Origin of the sequence: Streptomyces sp. NPDC004610, from assembly GCF_040609715.1 — a bacterium.
Lineage (GTDB): Bacteria > Actinomycetota > Actinomycetes > Streptomycetales > Streptomycetaceae > Streptomyces.
The window spans coordinates 267,200-286,201 of the sequence record NZ_JBEXLA010000005.1; the positions used below are offsets into that span (position 1 = coordinate 267,200).

General features: G+C 75.1%; 1 protein-coding gene. It reads right to left on the reverse strand.

The features are described from left to right. Positions 1–46: 46 nt before the first annotated feature. Positions 47–18,838 carry an amino acid adenylation domain-containing protein gene (locus ABZX40_RS07950; RefSeq protein WP_355731141.1) on the reverse strand — a complete coding sequence of 6,264 codons (18,792 nt, stop codon included), beginning with the start codon at positions 18,836–18,838 and terminating at the stop codon, positions 47–49. Between the last annotated feature and the right edge of the window lie 164 nt (positions 18,839–19,002).

Consider the following 19,002-nt stretch of genomic DNA (forward strand, 5'->3'; position numbering starts at 1 on the left):
CCTCGTTCCTTTCCTCAGGGGGATACTCGCGGGGTCAGGGGCAGGGTCAGGGCCGGGTGCCGTGCCGTCCGGCTCGGGCGGCCAGGGCCTCCAGCGCGCGGAACCAGGTCCCGGCCAGGTCCCGTACCGTCTCCTCGGTCAGCAGGCCGGACGCGTAGGACCAGTGGGCGGCCAGCACCGGGCCGTCCGCGCGGTCCTCGGTCACCACATTGATCTCCAGGGCGTGGCCCTGGCGCATGGTGCCCTCGGCGCCGATGTCGGCCGCGTCCTCCTCGGGCGCGTACGACCAGTCGGTCTCCTCGGGGATGCCGAACCGGCCCAGGTAGTTGAACTCGATCCGGGGCGGCTCCGGGGCGGCCAGCACCTCGCGGGTGGCCGGGTTGAGATGGCGCAGCAGTCCGTGCCCGACCCCGTTCGCGGGCAGCTCCGCCAGATGGGCGCGGACCCGGGCGACCGCCTCCTCGGCTCCCTCGCCCCCGGCGAAGGCGTCGGCCAGATCGAGCGGCCCGGGGTCGAGCCGGACCGGGTAGACGCTGGTGAACCAGCCGACCGTACGGGAGAGATCGACGCTGTCGCCGCCGAGTTCCTCCTCGCGGCCGTGGCCCTCCAGGTCGACCAGCACGGAGCTGCCCGGGTGCCCGTGGCGCCGCCGCCAGTCGGCGAAGGCCAGGGCGAGACCGGCGAGCAGCACATCGTTGACGTCGGCGCCGAACGCGGCCGGTACGGACGACAGCAGCGGCCCGGTCACCCGGGCCGGCAGCCTGAGGGCGACCTCCCGGACGGTGGCGGCGGTGTCGCGGTCCGGGTCCGGGGCCCGCAGCAGCGGGAACGGCTCGCCGTGCGCCAGGACGGACCGCCACACCGGCAGTTCGGCCTCCCGCGCCGGGTCCCGGGCCAGTTCGCCCAGCAGCCGCGCCCAGCGGGCGAACGAGGTCTCCACGGGCGCGAGCCGTACCGGCCGCCCGGCCGACACCTCCCGCCAGGCCGTCGCCAGATCCGGCAGCAGCACCCGCCACGACACCCCGTCCACCACCAGGTGATGGGCCATCAGCAGCAGCCGCCCGGGGGCGTCCCCCGCGTCGAACCACACCGCCCGGACCATCACCCCGGCGTCCGGGTCCAGCAACGCCCGCGCCGCCCGCGCCCGTTCCCCGACCAGCCCGGCGAGGGCCCCGGCGTCCAGCCCCCGGGCGTCCACGCGCTCGATCCAGCCGCCCGCGTCGACCTCCCCCACCTGCGGCACCTGGAGCGACCAGTCGGTGCCGTCGGCCGGGCGGACCAGGGTGGCCCGCAGCAGATCGTGCCGGTCGGCCAGCGCCTGGAGCACCGCCGTCAGCCCGGCGAGATCCAGCGCGGCCGGGGTCCGCACCAGCGCCGACTGGTGGTACGAGGCGAAGGGCCCGCCCAGTTCGCGCAGCCAGTGCATCACCGGGGTGAACGGGACCGTGCCCGTGCCGTCGTCGGCGGGACGGGCCGCCGCCGCGTCCGCGGACTCGGCGACCGCCGCGAGCGCGGCCACCGTACGGTGCCGGAAGACCTGGCGCGGGGTGATCCGCAGGCCCGCCGTCCGGGCCCGGCCCACCAGTTGCATCGCCACGATGCTGTCGCCGCCCAGCACGAAGAAGTCGTCGTCCACCCCGATCCGGTCCAGCCCGAGGACCTCGGCGAACACCGCGCACAGGGTCCGCTCCGGCCCGGTGGCGGGCTCCCGGCCCGAGGAGAGGGCCGCGAAGTCCGGTGCGGGGAGCGCGGCCCGGTCCAGCTTGCCGTTGGCGAGCTGCGGGAACCGGTCCAGCGTCACCACCGCCGCCGGGACCATGTGGTCCGGCAGCAGCCCGCCGACCTGCGCCCGTACCCCCGCCGGGTCCGGCACCGCGCCCGGCACGGGGACGACATACGCGACGAGTCGCCTGCGCGGCCCGTCCTCATGGACCGTGACCAGGGCCTGGGCGACCCCGGGATGGCCGGTGAGCGCCGACTCGATCTCGGCGGGCTCGATCCGGAACCCGCGGATCTTGACCTGGTCGTCGGCCCGGCCCAGGTAGTCGATCCGGCCGTCGGCGCTCCAGCGGGCCAGGTCGCCCGTGCGGTAGAGCCGGGAGCCCGGCGCCCCGAACGGGTCGGCCACGAACCGCTCCGCCGTCTGGCCCGGCGCGCCCAGATAGCCCCGGGCGAGCCCGCCCCCGGCGAGATACAGCTCCCCGGTGACGCCGGGCGGCACCGGCTGGAGCAGCCCGTCCAGGACATAGGCCCGGGTACCGGCCACCGGGCGGCCCACCAGCGGGCGGTCACTGTCCCGGACCCGGGCGACCAGCGCGTCCACGGTGGACTCGGTCGGCCCGTACAGATTGAACGCCTCGGTGGCGCGCAGCCCGGACAGGCGCCGCCACAGCGCGAGCGGCACGGCCTCGCCGCCGACGCCGACCACGGTCAGCGGGCAGTCGGTGCCGTCCAGCAGCCCGGCGTCCGCCATCTGCGCGAACAGTGACGGGGTGACCTCCAGGAAGTCGAAGCGGTGGGTGCGGACGGCCGCCGCGAGGAGTTCGGCGTCCCGGCGGACCTCCTCCGACACGATGTGCACACAGTGCCCGTCCAGCAGCCACAGCTGCGGCTGCCAGGACGCGTCGAAGAAGAACGACCAGGCGTGCCCGGCCCGCAGATGCCGCCGCCCGGCCGCCTCCACCGCCGGGGTGTAGAGGGTCTCGCGATGGCTGTGGAACAGGTTCGTCAGCGTCTCATGGGTGATCACCACACCCTTGGGGCGTCCGGTGGAGCCCGAGGTATAGATGACATACGCCGGGTGACGCGGGGTCAGCGCCGCGATCCGGTCGGCGTCCGTGACCGCCCCGGCGTCCTGGGCGGCGATCTCGTCGGCCGTCGCCGGGGAGTCGAGGACCAGCAGAGGTGCCCCGGACGGCAGGCTCCCGGCCAGACCGGCGGTCGTCAGGGTGAGGACCGGGGCCGCGTCGGCGAGGACCTGCGCCGTGCGCTCGGCGGGCGCGTCCGGGTCCAGCGGCAGATAACCGGCGCCCGCCTTGTGCACCGCGAGCACGGCCACCAGGAACCGCGCGGTGCGCGGCAGCGCCAGCGCCACGAACCGCTCCGGGCCCGCCCCGTGCTCCACCAGCACCCGCGCCAGCCGGTTGGCCTCCGCCTCCAGCTCCCCGAAGGTCAGCTCCAGCCCGTCCGACGCCACCGCCGGCAGCTCCGGGTGCAGCCGCACCCGCTCCTCGAACAGCGCCGGTACGGTCGCCGGGGCGCCGAGCGCGGGCCGGGCACCCCAGCCGCCGGTCAGCTCCCGCCGCTCCGCGCCGGACAGCAGATCGATCCGGCCGAGCCGCACCTCCGGATCGGCGGTCACCGCCCGCAGGATCCGCCGCAGCCGCTCCGCGAACGAGGCGGCGGTCGCCGGGTCGAACAGATCGGCGCTGTACTCCAGCACCCCGTCCACCCCGCCGCCGTCGGCCCGCGCCACGAAGTCGAAGGACAGATCGAACTTGGCGGTCTGCTGCGCCACCTCGTCGCGCCGCGCCGCCAGCCCCGGCAGCGCGGGCTCCTCCTCACCGGCGGCCAGATGCACCACCATCACCTGGAACAGCGGATGCCGGGCCAGCGACCGCGCCGGGTTCAGCACCTCCACCAGCCGCTCGAACGGCATCTCCTGATGGTCGAAGGCCGCCAGATCGGCCGCCCGCACCCGGGCCAGCAGCTCCCGGAACGTGGGCTCGCCCGAGGTGTCGGTCCGCAGCACCAGGGTGTTCAGGAAGAAGCCGACCAGCTCGTCCAGCGCCGCGTCCGTACGGCCCGAGATCGGGCTGCCGATCGGGATGTCGGTGCCCGCGCCGAGCCGGGTCAGCAGGGTCGCCACCGCGCTCTGGAGCACCATGAACACCGTGACGCCGTTGTCCCGGGCCAGCCTCTCCAGCGCCGCCGCGAGATCCGCGTCCAGCGACAGATCCGCCGCACCGCCCCGGTAGGTCGCCTCCAGCGGGCGCGGCCGGTCCACCGGCAGCGCGAGTTCCTCGGGCAGCCCGGCCAGCGTCCCGCGCCAGTGGGCGAGCTGACGGGCCGCCAGACTGTCCGGGTCGCGCTCGTCGCCGAGCACCTCCCGCTGCCAGAGCGTGTAGTCGGCGTACTGCACCGGCAGCGGCTCCCACGCCGGGGCCCGCCCCGCCGTCCGGGCCTCGTAGGCGAGCGCCAGGTCCCGGTTGAGCGGGGCCTGCGACCACTCGTCGCCCGCGATGTGGTGCAGCAGGAGCAGCAGCGTCCAGTCCCGTTCACCGGACCGGAACACCTCCACCCGCAGCGGCGCCTCCCGCTCCAGCGCGAACCCGTACGCCCCCGCCTCCCGCAGCCGTTCCTCCAGCTCCCCGGGGGCCACGTCCGTCACCGTGAACGGCACCGCGTCCGGCGCCAGCACCCGCTGGCGGGGCCGTCCGCCCTCGTCCGGGAACACCGTCCGCAGCGTCTCGTGCCGCGCCACCACATCCCGGACGGCCGCCCGCAGCGCCGCCACGTCCAGCTCACCCGTCAGCCGCCAGGCCGAGGGGATGTTGTACGTCGGACTCGGGCCCTCCACCTGGTAGAGGACCCACAGGCGCCGCTGGGCCGAGGACAGCGGCAGCGACGCGGGCCGCTCCCGCACCGACAGCGCCGGACGCGCCGCGCCGCCACCCTCGCCGAGGCGTTCGGCGAGCCGGGCCACGGTCGGCGCGTCGAACACGGTCCCCAGCGACACCTCCGTGCCGAACGCCGCCCGCACCCCCGCCACCAGCCGCACCGCCAGCAGCGAATGCCCGCCGAACGCGAAGAAGTCGTCGTCCACCCCGACCTGTTCGACGCCCAGCACCTGGGCGAACAGGGCGCACAGCACCTCCTCGCGCGCGGTCCGGGCACCCTGCGACGAGGTGCCGGTGAACGCGGGGACGGGCAGCGCGCGGCGGTCCAGCTTGCCGTTGGGGGTCAGCGGCAGCGCGTCCAGGACCACGACGGCCGCCGGGACCAGATGCTCGGGCAGCAGCTCGGCGGCGAACCGGCGCAGCGCCACCGGGTCGACGACCGCGCCTGAGGCCGGGACGACATACCCGACCAGCCGCTCCTCCCGGGCGATCACCACCGCCTGCCCGACGGACGTATGCCGGTCGAGGGCGGCGGCACTCTCGCCGGGCTCGACCCGCATGCCCCGGATCTTGACCTGGTCGTCGGTGCGGCCCAGGAAGTCCAGCGAGCCGTCGGCCGTCCAGCGCGCCAGGTCGCCCGTGCGGTACATACGGGTGCCGGGCGGCCCGTAGGGGTCGGCGACGAACCGCTCGGCGGTCAGCGCCGGCATCCCGACATAGCCGCGCGCCAGCTGCACACCCGCGAGATACAGCTCCCCGGCGACGCCCGGCGGCACCGGCCGCAGCGCCGCGTCCAGCACCAGCACCCGGGTGTTCCACACCGGGCGCCCGATGACCACCCGGTCGGCGCCGGGCGCCACCTCGGCCGCCGTCACATCGACGGACGCCTCGGTCGGCCCGTACAGATTGTGCAGCGCGGCCGGAAGCACCGCGTGGAAGCGGCGGACCACCGGCAGCGGCAGCGCCTCACCGCTGCACAGCACCCGGCGCAGCCCCGCGCACCCGGCCGCCGCCGGCTCCTCCAGGAACACCTGGAGCATCGACGGCACGAAGTGCGCGGTCGTCACCCCCTGCTCCCGGATCAGCCCGGCGAGATAGGCCGGGTCCCGGTGCCCGTCCGGCCGGGCCACCACCAGGGCCGCCCCGGTGATCAGCGGCCAGAAGAACTCCCACACCGACACATCGAACCCGGCCGGAGTCTTCTGGAGCACCCGGTCGTCCGCCGTCAGCCCATAGGCGTCCTGCATCCACAGCAGCCGGTTCGCGATCCCCGCGTGCGGCACGGCCACCCCCTTCGGACGGCCCGTCGACCCCGAGGTGTACAGCACATAGGCGGCACTCAGCGGGTCGTACGACGACGGCAGCGCGCCCTCGGGGCCCTGCGGCAGTCCGTCCGCCAGCACGCACACCGCGTCCGCGTCCGCCACCATCAGCGCCCGCCGCTCCTCGGGCAGACCCGGGTCCAGCGGCAGATAGGCGCCGCCCGCCCGGTGCACGGCCAGCAGCGCGACGACGAGGTCCACCGAGCGCGGCAGCGCCACCGCCACCGTCCGCTCGGCCCGCACCCCCCGCCCGGCCAGTACGCGCGCGGTGTGCGCCACCCGCGCGTCCAGCTCGGCGTACGTCAGCCGTTCGTCCTCGAAGACCAGGGCGAGCGCGTCCGGCGTCCGGGCCGCCTGCGCGGCGAACAGCTCGGGCAGGGTGGCCGCCGGGACGGGGTGCGCGGTGTCGTTCCAGCCGGTCAGCACCGCCGTCCGCTCGTCCGCCTCCAGGACGTCCAGCTCCCGCACCGGACGGTCCGGGTCGGCCACCACCTGCGGCAGCAGCCGCGCCAGCCGCCCCGCGAGGCGCTCGGCCGTCGCCTCGTCGTACAGGTCGGCCGCGTACTCCAGGAGCAGCGCCAGCCGGTCCCGGCCGGGCTCGTCCACGAAGGTGACATGCAGATCGAATTTGGCCGACCCGGTGTCCATCTCGAACCACTCGGTCGCAAGACCCAGCACCTCGGGATCGCCGTCCGGCCGCCAGTGGTAGCCCAGCATCACCTGGAACAGCGGGTTGCGGCCCGCCACCCGGGGCGGATTGACCGCCTCCACCACCTGGTCGAACGGCAGATCCTGCCGCTCGAACGCCTCCAGCGCCGTCTCCCGCACCCGGCCCAGCAGCCCCCGGAAGGTCGGCGCCCCCGACACATCGGTGCGCAGCACCAGCGTGTTGACGAAGAAGCCGATCAGCTCGTCCAGCGCGCTGTCCGTACGCCCCGCGATGGGGGAGCCCAGCGGAATGTCGTCCCCCGCGCCCAGCCGGTGCAGCAGTGCCGCCGTGGCCGCCTGGAACAGCATGAACATGCTGGTGCCGGTCGCCGAGGACAGCTCGCGCAGCCCGGCCGCCGTCGCCGCGTCCAGCTCCAGCCGGACCTTGCCGCCCCGCCCGGTCGGCCGCTCGGGGCGCGGCCGGTCCGCCGGGAGCACCAGCTCCTCCGGTAGCCCCCGCAGCGCCTCGCTCCAGTGGGCGAGCTGCTCCGCGCCGATCCCCTCCAGCAGCTTCCGCTGCCACAGCGTGTAGTCGGCGTACTGCACCGGCAGCGGCTCCCACGCCGGGGCCCGCCCCGCCGTCCGGGCCGCGTAGGCGGTGCCCAGGTCGGTGAGGAAGGGCCGGTCGGACCATTCGTCGGTGGTGATGTGATGCAGCATCAGCCCCACCACCTGGTCCTCCGCGCCGAGCCGCAGCACCTCGGCGCGCAGCGGGATCTCGGCCCGCAGATCGAACGGACGGCGCTGGATCTCCGCGATCCGCCCCGCCAGCTCCTCCTCCACGCAGTCACCGACCGTGACCACCGGGGCCACCTCGCCGGGTCCCGCGATCCACTGGTACGGCTCCCCGTCCTCCTCCAGGAACCGGGTCCGCAGCACCTCATGACGGTCCGTCACATCGGCGAGCGCCGCCCGCAGCGCGGCCAGGTCGAGCTGCCCGCGCAACCGCACGACCAGCGGGAAGTTGTAGGCGCTGTCGTCGCCGGTGATCCGCTCCACCAGCCACAGCCGCCGTTGCGCCGCCGACAGCGGCACCCGCTCGGGCCGCCGGTCCGCCGTCGCCAGCACCGGACGCGCCGGGCGGCCCGCCTCCGCCCGGGAGGCCAGCGCCTCCGGCGTCGGCGCCTCGAACAGATCCCGGATCGCCAGCTCGGCGCCCAGCTCGGTGCGGGCCCGGCTGATCAGCCGGGTCGCCAGCAGCGAATGACCGCCCAGATCGAAGAAGTTGTCCTCCGCGCCGGTCCGGGGCAGCCCCAGCACCTCCGCGAAGAGCCGGCACAGCACCTCCTCCACCGGTGTGCGCGGCCCGCGCCCCTGGGACAGGGCCACCGCGGGCTCCGCGTCCGGCAGGGCCCGCGCGTCCAGCTTGCCGTTGTCGTTCATCGGCAGCCGGTCCAGCACCACGAACGCGGCCGGGACCATATAGCCCGGCAGCCGCTGCCCGAGGTCCTCCCGCAGCCGCCGGATCAGCGCCCCCGCACCCCGCGTCGCCGTCGGCGTGCTGGCGTACGGCTCCTCGTCGCCGCGCCCGGCCCGCGCCCGGTACAGGCCCGACGTCCGGCCGGTGAGCGACGCCGGGACGAACACGGCGTCGAAGAACCCGGGCTCCTGCGACCAGGTCGTCAGCACCCGGCACCCGTGCCCGGCCCCCAGCTCCCGTACGTCGTCCGGCTCCACGCCCGTCCCCGGCACCGGGCCGGAGTCCAGGGCGCGGGTCGCGGCGAGGTCGGCGGTGACGCGGGCGTCCGGGATCCGGGTCACCCGCACCGGGCCGCCGTCCGCGAGGGCCGCGGACAGATCGGCGCCCCAGGGCAGTTCGGGCGCCCCGGCCAGGTCGGCGGCGGCGGTGCCCTCGTACAGGACCACGTCGTAGCGGTAGCGGCTCAGCTCGTTGTGGTGGCGGGCCGCCTTGGTGCGCAGCTCGACACCGACCCCGAGGGTGGTGAACCAGTCCGGGTCGACCAGGAGTTCCTTCTCCAGGGCGAGACCCCGCTCCACCGCCCGGCCGAGCGCCGCCCGGTCGGTGCCGCCGTCGCCCGCGCGGGCCCGCTGGATGCCGGTCTGGAAGATCCGGGCCTGGCGCAGATCCCGGACATCGCCGAGGAAGAGGGCACCGCCGGGCGCGAGCAGCGCGAGGGCGCCCCGGATCACCGTGCGCAGATGGTCCAGGCTCGGGAAGTACTGGATCACGGAGTTGATGACGATGGTGTCGAAGTGCCCGGCGGGCAGTCCGTCGGTCACCTCGGCGGGGCGGCAGCGCAGCTCCACCTTGGCCGCCAGCTCCGGGTCCCGCTGGATCTCGGCGCTGAGCTTGGCGATCACCGGGGCGGCGAAGTCGGTCGCCCAGTACTCCTCGGCGTCCGGCGCCAGCCGCGACAGCAGCAGACCGGAGCCGACACCGATCTCCAGCATCCGGCGCGGACTCAGCTCCCGGATCCGGGCGACGGTCGCCTCCCGCCACTCCCGCATGCCCTCCAGCGGGATCGGCTCACCGTCGTAGGAGCTGTCCCAGCCCGCGAAGTCCTCGGTGAACAGGGCGGTGCCGATCTCGGCGTACTCGGCGGAGTAGATGTCCCGCCACTCGCCGATCTGCTCCTCCTCCGCCGCCCGGACCGTCTCGGCGTCCCGTTCCGCCGGGACGACATAGCCGACCAGCCGCCGGGTGCCGGGCGCGCCGGTGTCGTCGCGGGCCAGCACCGCCGCCTGGGACACCTCCGGGTGCTGGGCGAGCGCGGTCTCGATCTCGCCCAGCTCGACCCGGTAGCCCCGGATCTTGACCTGGTCGTCGGTGCGGCCCAGGAAGTCCAGATTGCCGTCCGGGCGCCGCCGCACCAGATCGCCGGTGCGGTACACCCGCTCGCCGGGCAGCCCGTAGGGGTCGGCGACGAACCGCTCGGCGGTCAGCCCCGGCCGGTCCAGATAGCCCCGGGCCAGCCCGACGCCCGCGATGTACAGCTCACCCGCCACCCCGTCCGGCACCGGCCGCAGCCAGGCGTCCAGGATCCGGGCCCGGGTCGCCCGGATGGGCCGGCCCACGGTCGGGGTGTCACTGTCGTGGGTGCCGCCGCCGAGGGTGTTGATCGTGTACTCGGTCGGCCCGTACAGGTTGTAGCCGTACGTCCCCTCCGTGTCCCGCAGGGTGTTCCACACCGTCTCGGTGACGGCCTCGCCGCCCAGCAGCACCAGCGGCGGCCGGTGCCCCTCCAGCAGCCCTTCCTCGATGAGGAGATGGGCGTAGGTCGGGGTCACGTTCACCACGTCGACGCGGTGCTCCTCGCAGTACGCCACCAGCGCGGTCGCGTCCCGGCGCAGCTCCTCGTCACAGATGTGCACCTCGTGGCCCTCGACCAGCCACAGCAGTTCCTCCCACGACATGTCGAACGCGAAGGACACGGTGTGCGCGATCCGCAGCCGCCGTCCGCCCGCCGCCGCGATCGCCGGGGCGAAGATCTCCTTCTGATGGTTCAGCTGCATGTTCGTCAGACCCCGGTACGGGGTGACGACGCCCTTGGGACGGCCCGTGGAGCCCGAGGTGTAGATCACGTACGCCGGGTGGTCCAGGCTGAAGTCCACCGTCACCGGGTCCGCCGGGAGGGCGGCCAGTTCGGCGGCCGTCGCCGGGTCGTCCAGGAGGACCTCCGGGGTGTCGCCGGTGAGGGTCGCGGCGACGGCGGTCGTGGACAGCAGGAGCAGCGGACGGGCGTCGGCCAGCATCGACGACAGCCGCTCCGCCGGATGGTCCAGCTCCAGCGGCAGATACGCGGCCCCGGTGCGCAGCACCGCGAACAGCGCCACCACCGTGTCGATCGAGCGGGGCAGCCCCAGCGCCACCACCCGCTCCGGCCCGGCCCCGCGCCCGATCAGCAGCCGCGCCAGCCGGTCGCAGGCCGCGTCGAGTTCGGCGTACGTCACCGTCCGCGCCCCGCACACCAGCGCCGTCGCCTCCGGTGTGCGCGCCGCCTGGGCGGCCAGCAGATCGGCGACGGTCTCCCGGGGGACCGGCTGCCGCTGCCCGGCGTCCTCGGCGGCCAGCGCGGCGGCCTCGGCGGGCAGCAGCGCGTCCAGCGAGCCGACCGGCGCCGACGGATCGGCGACCAGCCGCCCCACCAGCAGCACGAACCGGTCCAGCAGCGCCCGCGCCGACGGCCCGTCCAGCAGGTCCGGCCGGTAGGCCAGGGTGACCCGGACCCGCTCGCCCGGGGTCACCACCAGGTTCGCCGGATAGTGCGTGGCGTCCACATTGGCCACCGCGCTCGCCCCGTGCCGCTCCCGCAGCTCGGCGAGGCGTTCGTCGCTGTCGGCGTTGCGCAGCACGAACAGCGTGTCGAACAGCCGCCGGTGCCCGGACTCCGCCTGGAGCACCCCGAGCCCCAGATACTCGTACGGCATCACCGCGAGGCGTTCGCCCTGGACCCGCCTCAGCAGGTCGAGGACCGGTTCGCGCGGGTCGAACGCGATCCGCGCCGGGACGGTGTTGAGGAACATGCCGATGACGCTCTCCACGTCCGGCACCTCGCTGGGGCGGCCCGCGACGGTGGTGCCGAACGCGATGTCGGTGCGCCCGGTCGCGCCCGCCAGCACCAGGCCCCAGGCCGCGTTCAGCACGGTGTTCAGGGTGAGCCCGTGGTGCCGCGCGGTCTCCTTCAGCCGCCCGGCCGTCTCCGGCTCCAGCACCGCGTCCAGCTGGACCGGGATCACCGGTTCGAGGCCCCGGTCGGACAGGCCGGGCGCCAGCAGGGTGGGCTCCTCGAACCCGTTCAGCGCGGCCCGCCAGGCGCGGGTGGCCTCGGCGTCGTCCTGGCGCCCCAGCCAGCTCAGATAGTCCCGGTAGGCGCCGGGCGCGGGGAGCCCCGCCGGGTCGCCGCCGCTCTCGTACAGCGCGAACAGTTCGTCCAGGAACAGCCAGGCCGACCAGCCGTCCCACAGGATCAGATGGCGGCCGATGACGAGGCGGTCGCCGCGCCCGGCGCCGAGCCGCACCAGCAGCATCCGGAAGAGCAGCGGGCGGGACAGGTCGAAGCGGCGCGAGCGCTCCTCGGCCAGCAGCTCCGTCAGCCGCCGGTCCTGCTCGGCGGGGGCCAGGCCGGACAGATCGACCTCGGTCAGCGGGACTTCGGCGCCGGACACGATGAACTGCACCGGCTGGCGCAGTCCGTCGCTGGTGAACCCGGCGCGCAGGCTCGGGTGCCGCGCCAGCAGGGCCCGGGTGGCGGCCAGCAGCCGGGCGGTGTCGACCGGCTCGGCGAAGTCGAAGGACTCATGGACCGTGTAGACGTCGAGCGCGCTGTCGTCGTAGGCGGCGTGGAAGAACAGGCCCTCCTGGAGCGGGGCCAGCGGCCACACGTCCTCGACCCGGCCGGGCGCCAGCCGCTCCACCTGGGCGCGTTCGGCGTCGGTGAGGGTGAACTCGGGGGCGGTGGCGGCGCTCTCGGTCGCGTCGGCCGCCGCCAGGGCGAGCGCGGCGGGGGTGCGGTGCTCGAAGACATCGCGCGGAGCGATCGCGAGTCCCGCCCGGCGGGCCCGGCTGGACACCGCGATGGAGCTGATGCTGTCGCCGCCGAGCAGGAAGAAGTCGTCGTCGGCGCCGAGGTCCGGCAGCTTCAGCACGGCGCCGAAGATCTCGGTGAGGACCCGCTCGCGCGGGGATTCGGGGGCGCGGGCGGCGGCCCGGACCGCCTGCGGTGCGGGCAGCGCGGTGCGGTCCAGCTTGCCGCTCGGGGTGAGCGGGAACGCGTCCAGCACCACCCAGGCGCCCGGCACCATCGGCGCGGGCAGCCGCCCCGCCAGCGCGTCCCGCAGCTCCGCCACCTCGGCGGGCCCGGCGAGCACCACATACGCCACCAGCGTGTCGTCCCGTACCGTCACCGCCGCCTGGGCGACCTGCTCCAGGCCGGTCAGGGCGGCCTCGATCTCGCCGGGCTCGATCCGGTTGCCGCGCAGCTTCACCTGCCGGTCGGTGCGGCCCAGATACTCCACCACCCCGTCGGCCCGGCGGCGCACCAGGTCCCCGGTGCGGTACATCCGGGTGCCGGGCGGCCCGTACGGGTCGGCGGTGAAGCGTTCGGCGGTCAGCGCGGGCCGGGCGTGATAGCCCCGGGCCAGCTGCACCCCGGTCAGATACAGCTCGCCGGGCACCCCGTCCGGCACCGGCCGCAGGCAGGAGTCCAGCACCCGCAGCCCGGTGTTCCACACCGGCCGCCCGATCGGCACCGACACCCCGGTGTCCCCGTCGTACGGATGGAAGGTGACATCGACGGCCGCCTCGGTCGGCCCGTACAGATTGTGCAGCGATACGCCGGTCAGCTCCCGCCAGCGGTGCGCGGCGGCCGTCGGCAGCGCCTCGCCGCTGCTGAACACCCGACGCAGCGAGCCCGCCCAGCGGGGGTCCGCCATCACTTCGGCGGACTGGAGGAACGCCTCCAGCATCGACGGCACGAAGTGCAGGGTGGTGATCGACTCGGCCCGGACGAGGTCCGCCAGATACGCCGGGTCGCGGTGGCCGTCCGGCCGGGCGAGCACCACGGCGGCGCCCTCCAGCAGCGGCCAGAAGAACTCCCAGACCGAGACGTCGAAGCTGGACGGGGTCTTCTGGAGCACCCGGTCGTCCGCGCCCAGCCCGTACGCCCCCTGCATCCAGGCCAGCCGGTTGACGATCGCCTGATGGGTGACGACCACGCCCTTGGGCAGGCCGGTGGAGCCGGAGGTGTAGATGAGATAGGCGGGGTCGTCGGGGCGCGCGGACGCCGGAACCGGTGCGGGGGCGGTCCCGGTGTCCGCTGTCAGCCCGTTCGGCTTCTCCTCGTCGGCGTCCAGCAGCAGCACATGCGTGCCGGGGGCCTCGGGCAGGCGTCCGGCGGTTCCGGTGAGGGTGATCACGGTCCGGGCGCCGGAGTCGGTGAGCATGTGCCGTACCCGGTCGGCCGGGTAGTCCAGGTCGAGCGGCAGATAGGCGGCGCCCGCCTTCAGCACCCCGAGCAGCGCCACCATCAGCTCCGCCGAGCGCGGCACGGCCACGCCCACGAAGATGCCGGGACCGGCGCCCCGGGCCCGCAGCCGGGCGGCCAGCCCGCGGGCCCGGCCGTCGAGCTCGGCGTAGGTCAGCCGCTCACCGGCGAACACCACGGCCGTGGCGTCCGGCGTGCGGGCGGCCTGAGCGGTGAAGGCGTCGGCGAGGGTGGTCGCCGGGACCGGGTGCTCCGCGCCGGACGGATGGGCGGTCAGCGCCTCGTCGGGGGTGAGCAGATCGAGCGAGGCGGCGGTGCGGGACGGGTCGGCGGCCAGGGCCTCCAGCAGCCGGGCCAGCCGCCCGCCGAGCGCGCGGACGCTGTCGCCGTCGACGCGGTCCGTGTGGTGCTTCAGCCGCAGATCGAGCCGACGGCCCGGCTTGACCACCAGGGCCAGCGGATAGTGCACGGTGTCGTGGAAGGCGTCCCCGGTGATCCGGACCGTGCCCGAGGCGTCCCGCAGCTCGGCCGCGGACGGGTAGTTCTCGAACACCACCAGGGTGTCGAAGAGTTCGCCCCGGCCCGCGTGCCCGGCCAGCCGCTGGATCTCGGCGAGCCCGAGGTGCTGGTGGTCCAGCAGCCGGGCCTGCTCCTCCTGGAGCCGGGTGAGCAGTTCGCCCAGCGGGGCGCGCGGCGACCAGCGGAACCGGGTCGGCAGGGTGTTGATGAACAGCCCCACCATCCGGTCGATGCCGTCCACCTCGCCGTCCCGCCCGGACACCGTCGTCCCGAAGACCACGTCCTCGCGGCCGGTCAGCCGGCCGAGCAGCAGCCCCCAGGCGGTCTGGACGACCGTGCCGAGGGTGACGCCGTGCTCCCGGGCCCGCTCGGCGAGCCGCGCGGTGATCTCCTCGTCCAGCTCCACCCGGACCTGCGCCGGGCGCACGGCGGTGCCCGCGGCCGGAGTGTCCACCAGCCGGGTCGGCTCGTCGAGCCCCGCGAGCGCCTCGCGCCAGGCCGTGTGCGCCGCGTCCTTGTCCTGACCGGCGAGGCGCCGCAGGAACTCCCGGTAGGGGGCCACCTCCGGCAGGAGGGGCGCCTCGGTGCCGTAGGCGGCCATCAGCTCGCGGTGCAGCACCGGCAGCGACCAGCCGTCCGCCACGATGTGATGGAACGTCAGAATCAGTCGGCTGTGCCCGCCGTCCAGCCGGACCAGGGCGCAGCGCAGCAGCGGGGGAGTGCCCAGGTCGAACCCGGCCGCCCGCTCCTCGGCGGCGACCGTCTCGCCGAGCGAGGGCCGTACGGCGTCGTCCTCGGCGCCGAGATCGATCTCCCGCCAGGGGAGTTCGGCGCCCTCGGTGATGATCTGGACGGGGGTGCCGTCGGGGCGGGCGCGGAAGGCGGCGCGCAGGGGCGCGTGCCGGTCCAGCAGCCGCTGGGCCGCCCGGCGCAGCGCCGGACCGTCCACCGGGCCCGCCAGCTCCAGCACCTGCTGGACGACATAGGCGTCGGAGCCGGTCAGGGCGTGGAAGTAGAAGCCCTGCTGGAGCGGGGTGAGCGGGAGCAGTTCGGCGACGGCGAGCGGGCGGTCGCCCTGGATCTCGGCGAGTTCGTCCGCGCCGACGGTGAGCAAAGGTTCCTGCGGGGCGTCCTCGGGGACCTCGGCCCGGTCGACCGCCGCGAGGGCGAGGGCCTCCACCGTGCGGTGCCGGAACACATCCCGGACGGTCAGCCGCAGCCCCGACTCCCGGGCCCGGATGAGGAGCTGGATGGCGCTGATGCTGTCGCCGCCCAGCGCCAGGAAGTCGTCCTCGGCGGTCACCGACTCCAGCCGCAGCACCTCGGCGTACAGCGCGCACAGCAGCCGCTCCCGGCCGGTGCGCGGCGGGCGGCCGGAGCTGAGCGCCGCGTAGTCGGGCAGCGGCAGCGCACGGGCGTCGATCTTGCCGCTGGGGGTGACCGGCAGGGTGTGCAGCGGCACGAACGCCGACGGGACCATGTACTCGGGCAGCCACTCGGACGCGTAGCCGCGCAGGGTCCGCATCAGGGCCGCCGGGTCCCGGAACGGCGCCGGACGGTTGGCCCCGGGGAAGCCCCCCGAGGGGCGGTACGCGCCCACCGGCTCCCCGTCCAGGGCGAGCAGGGCGTCGAAGGAGCCGTCGTCGGCGCCGCCGGTCCAGGTCAGGGCCGCCGCATAGCCGTGATCGGCGGCGAGGGCGTGGAGGTCCTCGGGGTCGGCGCCGGGGGCCGCCGCCTCATGGCCGCTGCCCTCCAGCCGCCACAGATCGGCGAGGTCGTCGGTGAGCCGGGCGTTGGGGACGCCGGTGACGCGCAGCCGCCGGGGGCGTTCGGCGAGCAGGGCGGCGAGGTCGTCGCGGCCGGACCAGTGGACCTCGCGGGCCTCCTCGGCGGTGCCCGGTGTGCCCGGCCGGAGCACCACGTCGTAGCGGTAGCGGCTGAGTTCGTTGTGGTGGACGGCCCGCTTGAGCCGGATGTCGGTGGCGAAGCCGTCGAGGGAGGCGAAGAAGTCGGGGTCGAGGAGGAGTTCGCCCTCCCAGCGGACCGTGCGCTCCACGGCCGCCCGCAGCGCGTTCTTCTCGTCGTCCCCGGTGCCGGTGTCCCCCGCGCGGCGGGTCTCGACGGCGGCGCGCAGGGTGCGCAGCAGCCGGAGATTGCGCAGATCGCCGAGGAAGATCCGCCCGCCGGGGGCGAGCAGCCCGGCCGCCTTGCCGAGGACGTCCCGCAGATAGTCGGCGCTCGGGAAGTACTGGGCGACGGAGTTGATGACGACCGTGTCGAAGAACCCGCTGGGCAGGCCCTCGGTGTCGTCGGCGGGCCGGGCGCTCAGCTCCACCCGGCCCGCGAGGGCCGGATCGGCGTCGACCTGGGCGCGCAGCGCGGCGACGGCCCGCTCGGAGAGATCGGTGCCCCAGTAGGTCTCGCAGTCCGGGGCCAGCCGGGACAGGATCAGCCCGCTGCCGACGCCGATCTCCAGCACCCGGCGCACCGGGCCGCTCTCCCGGATCCGCTCGACGGTCGCCGCCCGCCACTCCCGCATCTCCTCGACGGGGATGGGCGTCCCGTCGTACATGCTGTTCCAGCCCGCGAAGTTCTCCCGGAAACTGTCGGAACCGGCGGCGCTGTAGAGGAGTTCGTGGAGCTCCTTCCAGCCGTCGACGCCGGTCGCGGTGTCGGTCTCGGTGTCCTCGGGGGCCGCGTCCAGGGCGGGGACGACATAGGCGGCGAGACGGCGGTCGCCGGGGCGGTCCTCGCGGGCCACGACGGTGACCTGGTCGACGGCCGGGTGGCCGCGCAGCACCGACTCGATCTCGCCGGGCTCGATACGGAAGCCGCGGATCTTGAGCTGGGTGTCCGCGCGGCCCAGGAACTCCATCCGCCCGTCGGAGCGGCGGCGCACCAGGTCGCCGGTGCGGTACAGGCGTTCGCCGGGGGCGCCGAACGGATCGGCGACGAACCGCTCGGCGGTCAGACCGGGGCGCCCGAGGTAGCCCCGGGCCAGCCCGGCGCCGCCGAGATACAGCTCGCCGGTGACCCCGGTGGGAACCGGCCGCAGCCGGGCGTCCAGGACATAGGCGCGGGTGCCGGGGTCGGCGACGCCGATCGGGACGATCGTGCCGGGCGGGGTGTCCGGGTCGCACAGGCCGAGCGTGGAGTTGGTGGTGGCCTCGGTGGGCCCGTAGGCGTTGAACATCATCCGCCCGCGCGCGTACCGCCCCACCAGTTCCGGCGACACCCGCTCGGTTCCGGCCAGCAGGGTGGCCGCCGGGGGCAGGACCACGTCCTCCGGGAGCGCGGCGAGCAGGGCGGGCGGCAGGATCATGAAGGTGATGCCGTGCGCGTGGGCGTAGTCGGCCAGCGGCGCCCCGGGCACCCGGCGCTCGGACGGGACGACGACCAGCCGCCCGCCGGAGAGCAGCCCGAGGCACAGGTCCCAGAACGCCACGTCGAAGCTGGGCGAGGCGAATTGCAGCACCCGGCTGTGCGGGCCGATCCCGAACCGCTCGCTCTGGGTGGCCAGCAGCTTCGCCACCCCGGTGTGGGCGAGGACGACGCCCTTGGGGCGGCCGGTGGACCCCGAGGTGTAGATCACATAGGCGGCGTTGAGGACATCGAGCGGGGTGCCCCGGTCGGCGTCGGTCGGATCGTGCGCCGGGCGGGCGGCCAGTTCGGCGGCCACGGCGGGGGAGTCCAGCTCCAGCACCGGGGGACCGTCCTGGTCCGGCAGTTCACGGGCGGTGACGGCGGTGGTGACCAGGCAGACCGGGCGGGCGTCGCCCAGCATGTAGGCGATCCGGTCCGCCGGGTAGTCGTGGTCGACCGGGAGATAGGCCGCGCCCGACTTCAGGACCGCGACCTCGGCGACGATCAGATCGACGGACCGGGGCAGCGCCAGCGCCACGATCCGCTCGGGACCGGCGCCGCGCGCGAGCAGGGCGTGCGCCAGCCGGCTGGCCCGCTCGTCCAGTTGGGCGTAGGTCAGCTCCTCGTCCTCGAAGACCAGGGCGATCTCGTCCGGGCGGGCGCGGACCTGGTCGGCGAAGAACGCGGGCCAGGTGCGGGCGGGAACGCCATGGCCGGTGTCGTTCCAGTCGACGACGACCCGCCGGTACTCGTCCTCCGACATCAGGGTCAGCCGGGCGACGGGTGTGTCGGGGCGGGCCACCGCGTCGGCCAGCAGGGTGCGGTAGTGGGCGAGGAGGCGGTCCGCGCTCGCCGCGTCCAGCACGGCGGGGGCGTAGCCGAGCCGGGCGGTGCCGTCCGCCACGTCCAGATGCAGATCCACCGGGCCGGGCAGCTCGCCCAGCGGTCGGCCGGGGGTGGAGAGGGCGGTGTGGAAGAAGAGACCGCCGCCCCGGGTGGGCGCCGGGCGCAACTCGTCCACCAGCAGCTCCACCGGCACCCGGTGGCCGCACGCGTCCTCCCACGCACCGGTCGCCCGCAGCGCCAGTTCGGCGAAGGTGGGTTCATGGTCCAGCGAGACCCGCAGCGGCAGCCCGTCATGGCCGACGGTGAGGTCGGTGGCGCCGCTGTAGTGGTGCAGCAGCGCCAGGAAGGCGGTGAGCAGCTGCGCGTCGGTCGCCGGGGGCAGTCCGGTGAGGGTACGCAACTCCCGTTCCGGCGCGGGCTCCGGCGGATGGGGCCGGTCCGCCGGGAGCGACAGCTCCGGCGGGGGCGGGGTGAGCAACCGCCGCCAGTAGGTCAGTACATCCTCGGAACCGCACACGGGCGCGTGCCTCCCCAGCAGATCGTTCCCGGCCCTGGGCCGGGGGTCGGCGACATACTAAGGTAAGGGTTACCTAATGCCCAGGGTGCCCCGAGCCGGGGCGGCCCCGGGCGGGGGCACGGCGGGGGACGGATGGGGGACGGGTAGGGGTACGGACCGGCAGG